This window comes from Luteimonas aestuarii, assembly GCF_004357985.1.
GTDB classification, from domain to species: domain Bacteria; phylum Pseudomonadota; class Gammaproteobacteria; order Xanthomonadales; family Xanthomonadaceae; genus Luteimonas; species Luteimonas aestuarii.
In genome coordinates this window covers 1-15664 of sequence record NZ_SMTF01000022.1, presented here as the reverse complement: position 1 = coordinate 15664, position 15664 = coordinate 1, and the positions used below count along the sequence as shown (strand labels likewise).

Here is a 15664-nt window from a genome sequence, read left to right as displayed (position 1 = left end):
GATCGCCGCTCACGCCTGCAACGCGGTCGCGATGCGGATCTCGCCGGTCAGCAGCTTGTGCACGGGGCAGGCATTGGCCACCTGCAGCAGGCGCTCGCGTTGCGCAGCGTCGAGCGGCCCGTGCAGGGTGATGTCGCGCACGATGTCGTTGCCGGAGGCGGGCTTGCCCGTCGGATTGAGCGTCAACTGCACGTCCACCCCTTCCAGCGGCCACTGCTTGCGCGCGGCGAACATCTTCAGCGTGATCGACGTGCACGCACCCAGCGCCGACAGCAGCAGCTGGTCCGGCGTGGGCGCGGTGTCGCCGCCGCCCAGCGCGGCCGGCTCATCGGCATGCCAGGCGTGGCCGGCACGGTCGCCGAGGTCGACGCGGAAGTCGGTGTCGCCGAGGCGGGCATGGATGGCGGGAGCGTCGCTCATGGTCGCGGGCCGATGGGGATGAACCGGCATGGTACCGGCCCGCAGCGGCGTGATGGCCCTGCTTGCAAGCGCGCGCCGGCATCGCAAGAATGCGCCTCCCGCCCGCTGCCGCCGCACCATGCCCCATCCCTGCCTGACCTGCGGTGCCTGCTGCGCGTTCTTCCGGGTCAGTTTCCATTGGTCGGAGGCGGATGCCGCATTGGGCGGGCAGGTGCCGTTCGAGTTCACCGAACCCCTGCGCACGCACGAGCGCGCGATGCGGGGCACCTCGCAGTCGCACCCGCGCTGCATCGCGCTGGATGCGCGCATCGGCGAGTACTCCCGCTGCACCATCCACGACCGTCGGCCCTCGGTGTGCGCCCTTGTGCCTGCGAGCCATGAGTTCGGCGTGGCGAGCGCGCAGTGCGACAAGGCGCGGATCGCACATGGGCTGCCCGTGCTGACGCCCGACGACTGGGTCGGCGTGGCCGAGGCCGAAAGAAATCCTCTGCCGTGCCAGGCATGACCCACGCCCAATGCAGTCCGCGGGGACGCGCCGTCGATCGCGTCGCCGCATGCGTGGGAAGTCGAATTGCCAACGCCGGCTGCGCAGCCATCCCGAACGGCAAAGACGCGGGGTGCCGGCGTCCGCCGGGATGACGGATCAAGCGGAACCGTGGCGGGCGGGCGCGCGGCCAGCTCACCGGATCGGGTTGCGATCGAGGAACGCGCGGATCGCGGGCACCAGCACCTCATGCTTGTCCTCGAGCACGTAATGGCCGGCGTCGTCGAAGGCGTGCACGTCCGCGTTTGGCAGGGCCTTGCGGAAACCCTCGAGGAAATCGCCGTCGAACACGAAGTCCTTCAGTCCCCAGCCGAGGAACGCCGGTCGGTCGGCGAACTCGTGCAGGCGCCGGCCGGATTCGGCGACCAGCGGCCAGGCGCGGTCCTCGTCCGACAGCGGGATGTCCTGCATGAAGCGCACGGTGGAGATGCGGTTGCGCCAGCTGTCGTACGGCGCCACGTAGGCGCGTCGCACGTCGCGCGGCATCTTCCGTTCGACGCCCAGGTACGACGCGCCCCCCGAGAACGCATTGAAGCCCCGGATCACGATCTCGCCGATGTTGTAGTCGCGGCCCAGCGCGATCTGCCACGGCATCGGCTTGCCCTGCGGCATCGGGAACGCGGCGGTGTTGGTGATCACCAGCCGCTTCACCTGTGCCGCGTGCGACAGCGCCCAGCCGAAGCCGATCATGCCGCCCCAGTCATGCACGGCCAGCGTCAGCGGGCCATCGATGCCGAGGTGCGACAGCAGGGTCGCCACGTCGTCGACGCGCGACTGCAGTGTGTAGTCGTAGCGGGGCAAGGCGTGTTCATCGTCGTCGGGCTTGTCCGACAGGCCCATGCCAACATGGTCGGGCACGATCACGCGGTAACGATCGCGCAGGCCGTTCACCAGGTGTCGCCAGTAATAGCTCCACGATGGATTGCCGTGCAGCGCGACGATGGCCTCACCATCGCGCGGCCCCTCGTCGAGGTAGTGCATGCGGATGCCGGGACGCACTTCGAGGCGGTGGCCGGTGAACGGGTAGTCGGGGAAGTCCACGCTGAATGAGTCAGGTTCGTGAAAGCAGGCATTGTACCGCCAGCTCTTCACAAGCCCTGTCAGATCACGAACCTGAAGCCATTCCTGACCGGAATCGGCGGCAGCATCGGCTATGCTTTTCGCGTGCCTATTCATCTTCAACCGCTGGCGGGGACGGCGGCGCCGGTTGCTGCCGACGCTGCGCGTTCGCGTCTGCGCCAAGCCACGGCGGACCTGCATGCGCAGGTGGATGCGATGTTCCCCCGCGGCCTGGGTTCCGCGCTCGCCTATCGGCGTTACGTGCTGGGCATGCATCGTTTCGCGGTGGATTACGAGATCGCCACGATGGCCTTGCCGCGGGCGTCCGCGTGGCTTGCGCAGGACCTGGTCGCCTTGTCGCAATTGCCGCTTCCGGCACATGGAACGCGCTCGCCGCTGGTCGATCACGCCGAACGCCTTGGCTGGGATTACGTGATGGCCGGCAGCAGCATGGGAGCGCGCGTATTGCTGCGCGACGTGGGCCGCCTGGGCTTCGACGCCAGTTTTGGCGCGGTGTTCCTCGCGCGCCACGCCAGCGGCGCCGACTGGCCGCGGGTGCAATCGCGCCTGGCCGAACTGGATGCAGGCGATGCGCGCCGCATGGCCGCCGCCGAGGCCGGCGCGCGCGCCGCCTTCGCGCTGGTCCGCAATTGCCTGGAGCGCAGCTTCGAAGCGCTCCACTTTTCTTCCGACATGGAGGCGTCGTCTTGAATCCCGCCCTTGAACGCGCGCTGCAGGCTTGCGCCAACGAGCCGATCCACTTGTCCGGTGCGATCCAGCCGCACGGCTACCTGATCAGTTGCCAATTGCCCGACTGGACCATCCGCCACGTCTCCGCGAACATCGAGGCGCTGACCGCCGTGCCGCCGGACGCGATGCTGCGCCACTCGCTGCGCGAGTTCATCACCGACGACATCATCCACACCATTTCGGAGACCGTGGGCTTCACCGAGCCGGGCGCGCCGCCGCAACGCGCCGCCGTGGCCAACATCGGCCCGATGGCGGCGCTGTGCGACATCGGCGTGCATACCGCCGATGGCCTGGTGCACATCGAGATCGAACCGCAGCAGCGCACCACCGGCGAGCGTTCGCCGACGGTGGTCGCGCAGGCGATGATCGCGCGCGTCGCCGGCACCGACGACACCGATGACTTCCACGAGCGCGTGGCCGAGCAGGTGCGCCTGCTCACCGGCTACGACCGGGTGATGGTGTACCGCTTCCGCCACGACGAGTCGGGCGAGGTGGTGGCCGAGTCGCGCGATTCGGCCCTGGTCTCGTACCTGGGCCTGCGCTATCCGGCCTCCGACATCCCGGTGCAGGCGCGTCGGATGTACCTGCGCAACCGCATCCGCGTGATCCCCGATGCGCACTACGCGCCGGTGCCGATCCTGCCCGACCGCAACAGTCGTGGCGAACCGCTGGACCTGACCCAGCTGGCGCTGCGCAGCGTGTCGCCGGTGCACCTGGAGTACCTCGCCAACATGGGCGTGGCCGCTTCGATGTCGATCTCGATCGTGTCGGGCGGGCGCCTGTGGGGCCTGATCGCCTGCCACCACCGGGCCGTGCGCCACCTCTCGCCGGGCGTGCGTGCGGCGGCCGACCTGTTCGGCCTGTTCGTGTCGATGCGCGTGGCGGCGCGCGAGCAGCAGGAAGCGGCCGCGATGGAAGACGGCGCGCGCGGCATCCGCGACACGCTCGCGCTGCGCCTGGACAACGCCAGCGACCCGCGCCTGGCGCTGCCGTCCGAGCTCGACCTGTTGCGCCGCGCACTGGAATGCGATGGCGTGGCGCTGCTGCAGTCCGGCCACTGGCACGGGGCCGGGCGCACCCCGCCGCCGGAGCGTGCCCCCGACCTGCTGTCCTGGGTGAAGCGCAGTGCCAATGCAGCTGGCATGGCCGCGACCGACCGCGCCGACGACTGGAGCCCGTCGTTCGAAGCGGCCGACGGCATTGCCGGCGTCCTGGCGCTGCCGCTGGACCCGGCCAACGACGAGTGGCTGCTGTTCTTCCGCTGCGAACAGATCCAGGACGTGCGCTGGGCCGGCCGTCCCGACGAGCCGTTCGTGCTCAGCGACGATGGCAACCACATCGGCCCGCGCGCCAGCTTCGCGGCGTGGCACGAGACCGTGCGCGGCACCAGCGCACCCTGGTCCGATGCCGACCTGCGCATCGCCGGCCGCCTGCGCCTCGTGCTGCGCGAGCACGCCCGCCGCCATCCCGCGCGCCATGCCGAGGTGGGTGACCTGGTGGCGCGCCGCGCGAGGATGGACGTGCTGGACAACCGTGAGCGCCTGCTGCAGCTGTCGGAACTGCTGGATGGCCTGGTCCACGTCAGCCCGATCGACACCGCGCGGCTGTCCGAGCGCATCGGCAAGCTGGAACGGGAACTGCAGTCGCTGATCGCGACGGCAAGCGTGGCCACGGACTGAGTCGCCCCACCGCGCCGCGGCGCTTACCATGCGCGCACCCCCGCCTTCGGTCAGCGCCATGCCCGCACCGCCCCCGACCCATCTCGACGACGCACAGATCGAGCGCCTCGCCGAACTGCTGGAACAGCGCGCCGTCCCGTTCAAGGGGTTCAACCTGGAAGCGCTGGATGGCTTCCTGTCCGCGCTGGTGGTGTCGCCCGTGGAGGTGCCGCAGGGCGAATGGGAACCGACGGTGTGGGGTGGCAAGCCGCCGCGTTGGGACAACGCGGAAGACGCCGCGCAGGTGCAGCACCTGCTGATGGGCCACTGGAACATGTGTGCCGCACGCGTGCGCCATGGCGACGACAGCCTGCCCGACCACCTCGCGCCGTTGCTGTGGCTGCCCGAAGACCCGGAGCTGACCGGCGAGGAAGCGTTGCACGAAGACGAGCTCGACGTCGGCCATGACTGGGCGCTGGGCTTCTTCACCGCGGTGATGCTGCGCGAGCAGGCGTGGGACCAGTGGCTGGACGACAACGACTGGATCGAGGAAATCTTCGACCGGCTCGACCGGCTGGCCAGCGGCGAGGCGATCAACCCGGACGACCCGACCGCGCCGGCCACCCCGGTCGGCTACGAAGAGCGATTGTCGATCGTCGCCTCATTGCCGGGCATGCTGGCCGACCTCAACCACCACCGCGTGGAGGCACTGACCCCGCGCACCCCGATCCGCCGCGACGCGGCAGCCGGGCGCAACGAACCCTGCCCGTGTGGCAGTGGCAGGAAATTCAAGAAGTGCTGCGGGGCGAATTGAGCCCGCCAGCGAGCTGGAACCTGTTGCGGATCGAGCGGAGGGAACCGACGACAGGGTTGCCGTCGCGCCGGGATCAGCCCAGCGCGTGTTCCGACCGGATTTCCTGGATGCGCAGCAGCACGTCCGCGTCGACGCCATCGGCTTCCGCGCGATCGAGCACGTTCGCAACCACGCGTTTCTCGTCGTCATCGAGCACGTGGTCGGCGAGCGCCAATGCCAGCAGGCGCTCGAGCTCTCCGAGGTCGAGCTTGCCGTCGTTGGTGAACACCGGCACCGATGCCAGCGCGAGCTGCAGGTGGGGAGGCAGGCGTTCGGGCATCGTGATGTTCTCCTGAGGGCAGCCCGGAGGCTTACCAGACCACTTCGGCCATCGAGCAGTTCAGGCCGGAACCAATCCCCAGCAGGGCCACGCGGTCGCCCTTCTTCAGGCGGCCCATCTCGCGCAGCTTGGACAGCACGATCGGCACCGAGGCCGGGCCGATGTTGCCGTGTTCGCCGAAGATGGTCATCACCTTCTTCGGGTCGATGCCGAAGGCCTGGACGAAGGCGCCGGTGTGCGCCTTGCTGACCTGGTGGATGACGAACTCGTCGATTTCTTCCACCGCCCAGCCCAGCGCCAGCTTGGCGGCGACGAAGGTCTTCTGCGCCAGTTTCAGGCCTTCGATCAGCAGCATGCGGGTGTCGGTGACCATGCGGTCGAGGTTGCCGCGGCACAGGGTGTTCCACTCGGTCGCGGCGCGGGTCACGCCGCCGCGGTAGCGGGGCGCGCCCGGGGCCAGCTCGGCGCGGGCCAGCACCATGCCGGCGGCACCGCAGCCCAGGGTGAGGGTGGCCAGTTCGTTGCGGAACTGCTCCTCGGTGGTGTCCGGCGACATCAGTCGCTCCATGGTCTTCTCGTAGGCGAGGTTGGCGGTCTCGCCGTCCACGACCAGGGCGTAGTCGATCTCGCCGCGCTCGATCATGCGGCTGGCGATGTCCATGCCGTTGAGGAAGGCCAGGCAGGCGTTGGCCACGTCGAAGTTCTGGCAGGTGTCGGACAGGCCGAGGTTGCCGGACACGATGCTGGCGGTGGACGGCTCCAGGAAGTCGCGGCTGACCGAGGTGTTCACCAGCAGGCCGACCCGGGACGGGTCGATGCCGGCATCGGCCAGCGCCTTCACGCCGGCCAGGGTGGCGGCGTCGGAGGCCTGCACGTCGTCGTCCCACAGGCGGCGGGCATGGATGCCGGCCACGTCCTGCAGCACGTCGGTCCTGATGCCGAGGCGATCGAGGGTCGGCTTCAGCCGGGCGTTGATCTCGTCGGTGGACAACCGGCGCGGGGCGTCGATGTGGGCCAGGCCGGCGATGGCGACGTGTTGGAAGAGCATGGGGCGGCTGCCGTGTAGCGGAAACGGCCGCATAGGGTACCGGCTTCCGCCTCCCACCGCATTTCCCGGGGGGCTGGCGGGTTCAGCGAGATCACGGCGCGGCCTGCGCCCATTCATCACCGCGCCCCACCGGCGCGCCCGTGGGTGTCAGCGGGCGCAGCGCCAGACCGCGAAGCGCTGGGCGCCGCGGAGGGGGTCGCCCAGGGCGTGGATGGTGTCGCCCTGCAGGCCCGGGGCCTCGTTGCGGGCCAGGGTCTCCAGCTCCTCGCGGACGCGTAGCGGGTTGCGCTCGATGAACGCCACGCTGTGCTTCACCGACACTTCCACCTCGCCGCGCTTCTCGCAGCCGCTGGGCTCGGACGGGGCGACCCGTACCGCGCTGGCGCCTGGCGCCATGTGCACCCAGGTACAGCCGGTGGCGACGAACAGCAGCGGGATCAGCAGCAGGGGACGCATGGGATTCATCCTGTGGGAAGGGTGCGACACCCGCCATTGTGGCGGGCATCGCGTGGGGTGGCGGTGGTGGCGGGCGGGCAGGTAACGCGGCCGTTCATCCTTGCCCGCGGCGCCCGGCGTTATTCGCCGGCGGGTTTGCCCTCGGCGTCCAGCACCTGCACCTTGCCCAGTTGCAGGGCACGCACCGGGGCGTCGATCTGCGACAGGTCGCCGATCACCACCCAGGTCAACGCGTCCGGAGACAGCGTCTTCGCAGCCTCGGCCACTTCGGCGGTGGTCATCGCCTCCACCTCCGCCTTGCGCCTGAACACGTAGTCGTCGGGGCGGCCGTAGCGGACGATGCCGCCGATGGTCGACATCACCGAGGCGGCAGTCTCGTAGGCGCCGGGCAGGCTGAGCGTCTGGATCGCCCGGGCGCGTTCCACCTCGGCGTCGGTGGGCGGGCGCTGGCCGCTGGCGAACTCGGCCAGCTCGCGCTGGATCTCGGCCATCGACTCGGCGGTCTTGTCGATCTGCACCGGTGCCGACGCGCTCCAGCGGCGCTGGCCCAGCGCGGCGGTGCTGCCGCTGCGGGCGCCGTAGGACCAGTGCTTGTCCTCGCGCAGGTTCATGTTGAGGCGCGCGGTGAAGTCGCCGCCGATCACGCCATTGGCCATGTCGAAGCGGGTGGCGTCCGGCGCGGTGGTCGACGGCACCAGCTGCATGGCGTAGATGTTGGCCTGCACCGCGCCCGGCTGGTCGATGAGGAATACGCGCGGCGCGTCGGGCAGGGCCACTTCGGCCACGGCCACCGGCGCGGCGGCGCGGCCTTGCCCCCGCCAGTCGCCGAAGTGGCGCTCCAGCATCGGCACGATCTCGGCCAGCGTGGTGTCGCCCACGACGATCAGCGTTGCGCCTTCGGGTCGTACCCACTGGCGATGGAAGGCAACCAGGTCGTCGCGGGTCATCGAGGCAACGGAGGCCTCGTCGCCGCTGCCGGTGGATGGTGCGCCGTAGGGGTGGTCGGCGCCGAACAGCAGCGCCGGCGAAACCCGCGCCGCGATGCCCTGCGGACGCGCCTTTTCCTGGCGGATGCCGGCCACCCAGGTTGCCTTGATGCGGTCGATCTCGGCCTGGTCGAAGTTGGGGTTGCGCACCATGTCGGCGAACAGCGCCAGCGACGGGTCCAGGTTTTCCTTCAGCGCCGACAGATAGGCATTGCCGCCGTCCAGCGATGCGCCCGAGCCCAGGCTGGCGCCCAGTGCCTCGGCCCGGTTGGCGAATTCCAGCGAACCCACGCCGCCTGCGCCCTCGTCCAGCAGGCCCATGGTGAAGTTGGCCAGGCCGGGCTTGGTGGCCAGGTCGCTGCTGTAGCCGCCGTTGAACTCATAGCTGAGCTGCACCACCGGGATTTCCGGGCGTTCGGCCAGGATCACCGTGGTCCCGTTGCGCAGCGTCGCGCGTTGCAGGGTGGGGAATTTCAGCTCGGGGAAGCTGTCGGGCATCGGCACGCCCAGGCTGCGATCGACCACGGGCGCAGTGGTGGTGTATTTCGGGTCCGGCGCGGGCAGGTTGAACGGGGCCGGCGTGGGCGATTCGGCTTCCACCAGTGGCGTGCGCTGGCCAGGCTCGACCACCAGGGTGTGGCTGCCTTCGCCCAGCCATTCGGCACCGACCGCGCGGATGTCGGCCGGCGTGGTCGCCGCCACGTTGGCCAGCGAGCTGCGGAAGCAGCCCGGGTCGTTCTCGTACACGGTGCACTCGGCCAGCACGTCGGCCTTGCCACCAAAGCCGCCGATGCGCTCGATGCCGCGGATGAAGCCCGCGCGCACCACGGTCTTGGCGCGCTCCAGCTCCTCTTCGCTCGGGCCTTCGGCGACGAGGCGCGCGATTTCCTCGTCGATGATCGCTTCCACCCTGGCCGGGTCCACGCCCTGCTTGACCGTGGCGACGACCGCGAAGTTGGAGCCCAGCTGCGAGCCCCAGGCACCTGCACTGATGTTGTCCACCAACTGTTCGCCGTGCAGCAGCCGCGCGTCCAGCCGCGAGGACTTGCTGCCGCCGAGCACGAAGCCCAGCACCTGCAATTGGTCGATCTCCACCGTGCCCACCTGCGGCACGTTCCACAGCCGGTAGATGCGCGGCTGCGGCACGTTGTCCTGCATCACCTCGCGCGTGGTCTCGGGGCGGCGTGCCACGTCCACCGCGGGCTGCGCCATGGTCGGGCCGGCCGGGATGTGGCCGAAGTACTTCGCCACCTTCTCCCTGGCCGTGGCCACGTCGATGTCGCCGGCCAGCACCAGCACCGCGTTGTTGGGCCCGTACCAGGCGCGGAACCAGGTCTTCACGTCCTCCAGCGAGGCGGCATTGAGGTCGTTCATCGAACCGATGACGCTGTGGCCGTACGGATGGCTGGCCGGGTACATCGCTTCGGTCAGCTTTTCCCAGACCTGGCCGTAGGGCTGGTTCTCGCCCTGGCGCTTCTCGTTCTGGACCACGCCGCGCTGCTCGTCCAGCGCCGCCTGGTCGACCGCGCCGAGGAAGTGGCCCATGCGGTCGGACTCCATCCACAGCGCCATGTCCAGCGCGGTGGTGGGCACGTTCTGGAAATAGTTGGTGCGGTCGGTGTTGGTGGTGCCGTTCTGGTCGGTGGCGCCGACGGCGCGGAACGGGTCGAAGAACTCGCCCTCGTGGTTCTCGCTGGCCTGGAACATCAGGTGCTCGAACAGGTGCGCGAAGCCGCTGCGCCCGGCCGGTTCGTCCTTGCTGCCCACGTGGTACCAGATGTTGACCGCGACGATCGGCGCCTTGCGGTCGGTATGCACCACCACGCGCAGGCCGTTGGGCAGGGTGAAGCTTTCGAACGGGATGTCGACGCCCACGGTATCGTTGGCCGGCTGCGCCAGCGCGGGCAGGGCGACGAATCCGGTCCCCAGCGCCAGCCCCAATGCAAGCGAGAGGACTGCGCGGCGGGCGGGGCGGCGGGCGATGGGGGCGATCGAGGGCATGCGGAATCCTTGCGGCCGGGTGTGATCGCGCCATGGTAGCGGACCAACCGACGCCGACACGGGCCGGAAGTCCTGCCGCGCGGCATGATGACGCGGCCTGAACCCGTGATCGTGGAGACTCTCGCCATGGCCGATCCCCACGCCCTCGTCACCGGTGCCAATCGCGGCATCGGCCTTGCGTTGGTCCAGCAACTGCTGGCGTCGGGCCACCGTGTCGTGGCCACCTGCCGCCAGCCCGGCCGCGCCACCATGCTCAACCCCCTGGCCGGAGAGTACCCCGGCCGCCTGCACGTGTTGCCGCTGGACGTGGCCGAGCCCAAGTCCCACACCGAACTGGTGCGGGAACTGCCGCTGGTGCTGGGCGAGGACGATGACGGGGCACCGGGACGCCTCGACCTGCTGGTCAACAACGCAGGCGTACTGCATTCGGGCGAGCGCTTCGGTTCGCTGACCGCCGCCAACTTCGATGACAGCTTCCGCACCAATGCGCTGGGCCCGCTGCTGCTGGCGCAGGCCCTCGCGCCGTTGCTTGCCGATGGCGCCCGCATCGTCAACCTGTCCTCGCGGCTGGGCGCGATCTCGCTGGCCGAGCGCTTCGGCACGCCCAGCTACAACATGAGCAAGGCCGCGTTGAACATGGCGACGGTACTACTGGCACGCGCGCTGGAGGATCGGGGCATCGTGGCGATCGCCATCAGCCCCGGCTGGGTGCGCACCGACATGGGCGGCGAGGACGCCGAGGTGGCGGTGGAGGATGCGGCGGCCGGCATCCTCGGGGTTGCCGCGAAGCTCGGTGCCGGCGACAGCGGTCGTTTCGTCGACTGGCGGGGCCAGTCAGTGCCATGGTGAGGCCACGGCGGAAATGAAGCGGGTGGTGGCTTTCGCCACCACCCCGCGAGTCACTGGTCGAAGCGAGCCTGCCTACCCGAAGCGCAGATCCAGGCGCATGCCAACGGTGCGGCCTTCGCCATAGATCTCGCTCAACGGCTGGCTGCTTGACGTGCGGCTGCGTGCCGAACGATACGTCACGTACTCCTTGTCCAGTACGTTGTTCGCGAACAGGCCCAGGCTGACGTTGTCGGAGAGGTTGATGCGTCCGGACAGGTTGACCGTACTGTAGCCCTCGGCACGGTCCTCGTCGCGGACGTTGAAGTGCGACTTGAAGGGGCCGTAAGTGGCCACGTCGATTCGCGCAAATGCATCCCGCTCGAACAGTCGGAAGCCGTGGTCGAGTGCCAGGTAGCCGTTGTACTTCGGCACCATGGTCATGTCGTCGCCCCTGCGTGCGCCGAGGGCCTCCACGTCGTTGAGCATGATCGAATCGGTATAGGCGGCGTTGAAGGTCAGCGTCGTGTTGGTGCCCAGCCACGCCTGGCTTTCAAATTCGACGCCACGCGAACGTGCATTCGCCGCGTTCGCGGTAAACCTGAAGCCGCAGCTCGGCATGTAGATATCCGTGCGTACGTCGGTCCAGTCGATCTGGTAGACCGCCGATGCGATCCGCAGTCGTCGGTCGAGCATGTTCCCCTTGAAGCCGATTTCATAGTTGTCGATGCGGTCGCTCGTGTAGCGATCGACGTGGGACGCGGCAAACGGGTCGGCGAGGCAGGCATTCGGCAGCGGCCCGTTGTTGCCGCCCGGGCGATAGCCTTCCGAATACAGCGCATAGAGGTTCATGTCGCTGTTGGGCATCCAGGACACACTGAGCTTCTTGCGGTTGCCGGACTCCTGCCCGCCGGTCGTCGCGGTGTTGGCCTCCGGTCCGATCCAGATGCCGCTCTGGGTATAGCTGGTGGCGTCATCCAGGCGGAAATAGCGCAGCCCGCCGGTGATCTCGAATGCGCCGACGCCGGTGTCTAAGCTGTAGCTCAACTCACCAAACGCGGCTTCTTCCTTGGCGGTGACGCTGTGGTAGGTGAGGTTGTAGTTCTTGCCTGGATCACCGTAAAGAATGCGGCCCAGGTCGCCGACGTTGTAGATTCCCTGGGCCTCCCAATCCGGTCCCCACGCCCAGTCGTTCCAGTCGGAGAACAGCGCGATGCCCTGTGGCGTGTTCTCGTGGTATTGCCACTGTGCGTCGGGGTTGTAGCCTTCCCGGTAACGGTCCTGGAACAGGCCGACGGTCCAGTCGAAGCCGCCGCGGCGCTCGTTGCTCTGGAAGCGCAGTTCGTGCGTGACCCGGTTGCTCTTGTCTTGGTTGATGATCCAGGTCTTCATCATGTCGGCCATGTCCAGGCGCGACCAGTTGTCCAGGGAACTGCTGTTGTTCCCGCGCCACGAGCCGACATAGTTGACCGATGCGATGCCGAACAGGTCGTCGTGCTCGAACGCCAGCGACACCAGGTCGGTGCTGGCCCTGGACCACTGGTCCATGATTTCGTAGATGGTATGGCGCGAGGGTGCGTTGACGCCGGGGTTGCCGCCGGTGAAGCAGTCGGGGCGCTCCCACGCGGGATTGCAGGCGACCACGTCGTAATCCACGTCGTAGCCCCAGGGCGAGTCCGGGTTCTCGGTGAAGCTGGGCACGTAGTAGCCGCCGGGCCGCGAGCGGTCGGCGATCCGGGTGCCTTCGCTGCGTGATTGCTGGTTGATGTAGCCGAGGTTGAGGCGGGTGTCCTCGCCGGGCTCCCACTGCAGTTGCATGCGCAGCAGTTCGCCGCCGGTGGAGCTTTGGGTGCCGGTCGCCGCATTGACGATCTGCCCGGGCGTGTCGAAGGTGCTGCCGACGACGCGCAGCGCCAGGGTGTCCTGGATCAGTGGCGCGTTGAAGCCGGCCTCGATGCGCTTGCCCAGGCCGCCCACGTCGTTCTCGCTGGTGGCACGCAGGCTGCTGAAGGATTCGAAGTAGTCCGTGGTGGGCCTGCGCGTCACGATCTGTACCGTGCCGCCGATGGCATTCGAGCCCCACAGCGTGCCTTGCGGGCCGCGCAGCACTTCCACGCGGTCGACGTCGAAGATGTTGGACGAGCTGAAGGGAATGCCGTCGACGAACTGGCTGGTCGTGCCGGGCGAAGGCGAGTTGGTTCCGCTGAGGCCGCGGAGGATCAGCTGCCCGGTGGCGCTGGCACCGCCCGCGATGGTGCGGTAGATCTCGCCGACGCTGGTCAGGTCGCGGGACGCCAGCTCTTCCGCGCTGATCGCCGTGATGTTCATCGGCACTTCCATGATCGATTCCGTGCGCTTGCGCGCGGTGACGGTCACGGTATCGAGGGCGGCGGCGTGCTGCTCGGCGCTTTGTTGCGCAGGCTCGGCACGGTCCGGTTGTTCCTGGGCGAATGCGGCGCCGCTCAGGGCAACGGCGGAGGAAATCGCGGCCGCCAGCGCGCTACGCTGCAGGCCACGTGAACTGCGGTACGACGTATTCAAGTTTCGGGACTCCCGTTTTGGATGCGATATGCGACAGACTTCTGGAAGCGCGGCTTCTGGCGCCGGGCCGCGTTGGCGCGACGGCGATCTCCGCTGTTGTCATCGACAAGCTGGATCTCCACCCAAGACGACATGATCAACATCCTTCTCTACCAGCCCGAAATCCCACCGAACACCGGCAACGTCATCCGCCTGTGCGCGAACACGGGTGCGCATCTGCATCTCATCGCGCCGCTCGGCTTCGACCTCGACGATCGCAACTTGCGCCGTGCGGGACTCGACTACCACGAGTACGCATCCGTGCAGGTCCATGACGGGTTCGAACATGCGCTGGAGAAGATCCAGGCGCCGAGGCTATTTGCGCTGAGTACACGGAACAACACGCGTTACGACGAGCCGTGCTACCAACCGGGTGACGCGTTTCTTTTCGGCCCTGAAACCCGCGGCTTGCCGGATGATGTGCTGGCGCGGGTGCCGGAAGGACACCGTCTGCGCTTGCCGATGCGACCGGGCAACCGCAGCCTCAACCTGTCCAATGCCGTGGCCGTCGTGGCCTTCGAGGCCTGGCGTCAGCTCGGTTTCCCGGGCGGCGCCTGAAAGGCGTGCCCGCGCTGCGCCCGGATCGCGATCGACGCAGAAAGTTCCTGAACTCGTGGGTTCAATATTCAGTGCCGGTTGTGAAGGCGGGTCCAGAATGACGTCACCACCCCGGCGGCCACCGTTTTCCCCGACGGTTCCCCTCCCTCCCCAAGCCGCCGGGGTGGCCCCATCAAAAAGCGCACAAGAACAGAAGAGGCACCACCCCGATGAAGCGTTCCGTACTTGCCCTCGGCCTGCTGGCCATGTTGCCGCTGGCGGCGGTCTCCGCAGCCGAAGGCCTGTCCTACAACTACGTGGAGGGCGGATATGCCGCCACCGACCTCGAGGGTTTGCCCGATGCCGATGGCTTCGGGGTGAAGGGCTCGATCGCGTTCCACCCGAATTTCCACGTGTTCGGCGATTACGCCAACCAGGAGTTCGACAACAGCAACCTCGATTTCGACCAGTGGCGCCTGGGCGTGGGTTACAACCACACCCTGACCGCGCGTACCGACCTGCTGACCCGCATCGCCTATGAGAAGGTCGACCTGGGCAGCTTCGGCGATGCCGATGGCTGGAGCGTGGAAGTCGGTGCCCGCAGCGCGCTGCTGCCGGCGCTGGAGGGCTATGCCCTGGCCGGTTACGAGGATGGCGACCAGGTCGACGGCGATTTCTACGGCCGCCTGGGTGCGCAGTACAAGTTCAACCAGAACTGGGGCATCAGTGGCGACGTGAAGCTGGTCAGCGGCGGCGACCGCCAGTGGTTCGTCGGTCCGCGCTTCAGCTGGTAATCGTGGCCTTTGGCCTCATGTAGAAAAGACAGCGCAAGACCGCGACGCCGCCCTCCCCCTCTCTCCCGGCGTCGCGAAGTGGCCCGGCCGGCAACGGCCGGGCTTTTTTGTCCACTCGAATGGCCATTGTCCGTCGCAGCGCACTTGGACGCGATCCGCAAAGTCGCGCTGGCTCGTCGGAGAATTCTCGCGCCCAAGCGGCGCTTGGGCGAAACCGGACGCGCCTAGCCGAACAGCTTGCTCGGGGACTCGGCCTTCTGCTCGCGCGCCCTCAGCCGCGACAGGCCTTCGGGGCGCGATGTCGCCGTGCAGCACATCGCGACTGGCGTAATAGACTGATTCTTGCCGCGTCCTACGCGTATTGACCGAGGGGAATGCGGTCATGGGCGAATGCTTCAGGCAGGGGGAATCACGACCCTTCACACGCGATGATCTGGGCCCTATCTGAGCGGGTGCAATCGACACAGCACCTCCACGAAGTGCCTGTACTACAGCGGTCGGGCGATGGGCACGAATACCTGTTTTTTACCCTGTTCGACGGCACCGGACAGGATGCGGGCAACCGGTGCAACTGCCGGCTATTGTCGGCCGTGACGTGAATTGACGGCACGCCGCTGCGTGTGCACCATCGGGCTATCGGGCGCAATGGACGCGCGCCGGGCCGGTCGCCGAACAGGACGTTATTGATGTCTGGCAAGCCTCTCTATCTTGTGACCGCCGCCAGTCTGGCGCTGGCGGCCTGTGCCCATTCCGACACGCCTGCCAGGGAGGCTGCCATGCCCGGCACTGCCGCATACCCTTACGACCGCCTGCAGCCGGTGAAAGAGTGGCCGCTGCGGTTCAAGAGCCACAAATTCAGTGTGCATTGCTATG

15 protein-coding genes are annotated in these 15664 nt (G+C 68.1%); 8 read left to right on the top strand and 7 right to left on the bottom strand.

All coding sequences use genetic code 11. The features are described from left to right. Nucleotides 1-9: 9 nt before the first annotated feature. Nucleotides 10-420, bottom strand: coding sequence for an OsmC family protein (locus E2F46_RS16615; protein WP_133323706.1), 411 nt, complete (start codon nt 418-420; stop codon nt 10-12). A gap of 118 nt (nt 421-538) precedes the next feature. Here E2F46_RS16615 and E2F46_RS16610 point away from each other — a divergent pair, with 118 nt between their 5' ends. Further along, nucleotides 539-925, top strand: a complete 387-nt coding sequence (locus E2F46_RS16610; protein WP_133323705.1) for a YkgJ family cysteine cluster protein — start codon at nt 539-541, stop codon at nt 923-925. A gap of 174 nt (nt 926-1099) precedes the next feature. Here the strand turns inward: E2F46_RS16610 and E2F46_RS16605 are convergent, their stop codons facing one another. Continuing rightward, the gene (locus E2F46_RS16605) at nt 1100-2005 is read right to left on the bottom strand and encodes an alpha/beta fold hydrolase (protein WP_133323704.1); all 906 of its coding nucleotides are present in this window, start codon (nt 2003-2005) and stop codon (nt 1100-1102) included. Between the two features lie 123 nt (nt 2006-2128). Between E2F46_RS16605 and E2F46_RS17530 the strand changes: the two genes are divergently transcribed. Genes E2F46_RS17530 through E2F46_RS16595 form a run of 3 tightly spaced genes read left to right on the top strand, consistent with a single transcriptional unit; the run spans nt 2129 to nt 5245 of the window. Beyond that, nucleotides 2129-2734 (top strand): biliverdin-producing heme oxygenase, encoded by a 606-nt coding sequence (locus tag E2F46_RS17530; protein WP_165967509.1) that lies wholly within the window; start codon nt 2129-2131, stop codon nt 2732-2734. Next, entirely contained in the window at nt 2731-4452 is a 1722-nt protein-coding gene (locus tag E2F46_RS16600) for a GAF domain-containing protein (RefSeq protein ID WP_165967508.1), read from the top strand. Before E2F46_RS17530 ends, E2F46_RS16600 begins: the two co-directional genes overlap by 4 nt. 58 nt (nt 4453-4510) lie before the next feature. After that, nucleotides 4511-5245, top strand: coding sequence for a UPF0149 family protein (locus E2F46_RS16595; protein ID WP_133323702.1), 735 nt, complete (start codon nt 4511-4513; stop codon nt 5243-5245). 73 nt (nt 5246-5318) lie between these two features. Here the strand turns inward: E2F46_RS16595 and E2F46_RS16590 are convergent, their stop codons facing one another. From E2F46_RS16590 to E2F46_RS16575, 4 genes are all read right to left on the bottom strand, one after another. Further along, nucleotides 5319-5564, bottom strand: coding sequence for a hypothetical protein (locus E2F46_RS16590; protein WP_133323701.1), 246 nt, complete (start codon nt 5562-5564; stop codon nt 5319-5321). A gap of 31 nt (nt 5565-5595) precedes the next feature. Next, nucleotides 5596-6612 carry a 3-oxoacyl-ACP synthase III gene (locus tag E2F46_RS16585; RefSeq protein WP_133323700.1) on the bottom strand — a complete coding sequence of 339 codons (1017 nt, stop codon included), beginning with the start codon at nt 6610-6612 and terminating at the stop codon, nt 5596-5598. A gap of 147 nt (nt 6613-6759) precedes the next feature. Then, nucleotides 6760-7068 (bottom strand): DUF4156 domain-containing protein, encoded by a 309-nt coding sequence (locus tag E2F46_RS16580; RefSeq protein ID WP_133323699.1) that lies wholly within the window; start codon nt 7066-7068, stop codon nt 6760-6762. Between the two features lie 119 nt (nt 7069-7187). Next, nucleotides 7188-10055 carry a M16 family metallopeptidase gene (locus tag E2F46_RS16575; RefSeq protein WP_133323698.1) on the bottom strand — a complete coding sequence of 956 codons (2868 nt, stop codon included), beginning with the start codon at nt 10053-10055 and terminating at the stop codon, nt 7188-7190. A gap of 126 nt (nt 10056-10181) precedes the next feature. Here E2F46_RS16575 and E2F46_RS16570 point away from each other — a divergent pair, with 126 nt between their 5' ends. Further along, a complete protein-coding gene (locus tag E2F46_RS16570) occupies nt 10182-10904 on the top strand; it encodes an SDR family oxidoreductase (RefSeq protein WP_133323697.1) in 723 nt (240 codons plus the stop codon). Nucleotides 10905-10976: 72 nt separating this feature from the next. Here the strand turns inward: E2F46_RS16570 and E2F46_RS16565 are convergent, their stop codons facing one another. Continuing rightward, nucleotides 10977-13421, bottom strand: coding sequence for a TonB-dependent receptor (locus E2F46_RS16565; protein WP_133323696.1), 2445 nt, complete (start codon nt 13419-13421; stop codon nt 10977-10979). A gap of 132 nt (nt 13422-13553) precedes the next feature. Here E2F46_RS16565 and E2F46_RS16560 point away from each other — a divergent pair, with 132 nt between their 5' ends. The 3 genes from E2F46_RS16560 to E2F46_RS17600 form a co-directional block, all read left to right on the top strand. Then, a complete protein-coding gene (locus E2F46_RS16560; RefSeq protein ID WP_133323695.1) occupies nt 13554-14018 on the top strand; it encodes a tRNA (cytidine(34)-2'-O)-methyltransferase in 465 nt (154 codons plus the stop codon). A gap of 209 nt (nt 14019-14227) precedes the next feature. Next, on the top strand, nt 14228-14791 hold the full coding sequence (locus E2F46_RS16555) for an OmpO family porin (RefSeq protein WP_133323694.1): 564 nt from the start codon (nt 14228-14230) through the stop codon (nt 14789-14791). Nucleotides 14792-15477: 686 nt separating this feature from the next. Next, a partial coding sequence (locus E2F46_RS17600; protein WP_207949629.1) for a hypothetical protein occupies nt 15478-15664 on the top strand: 187 nt, incomplete at its 3' end.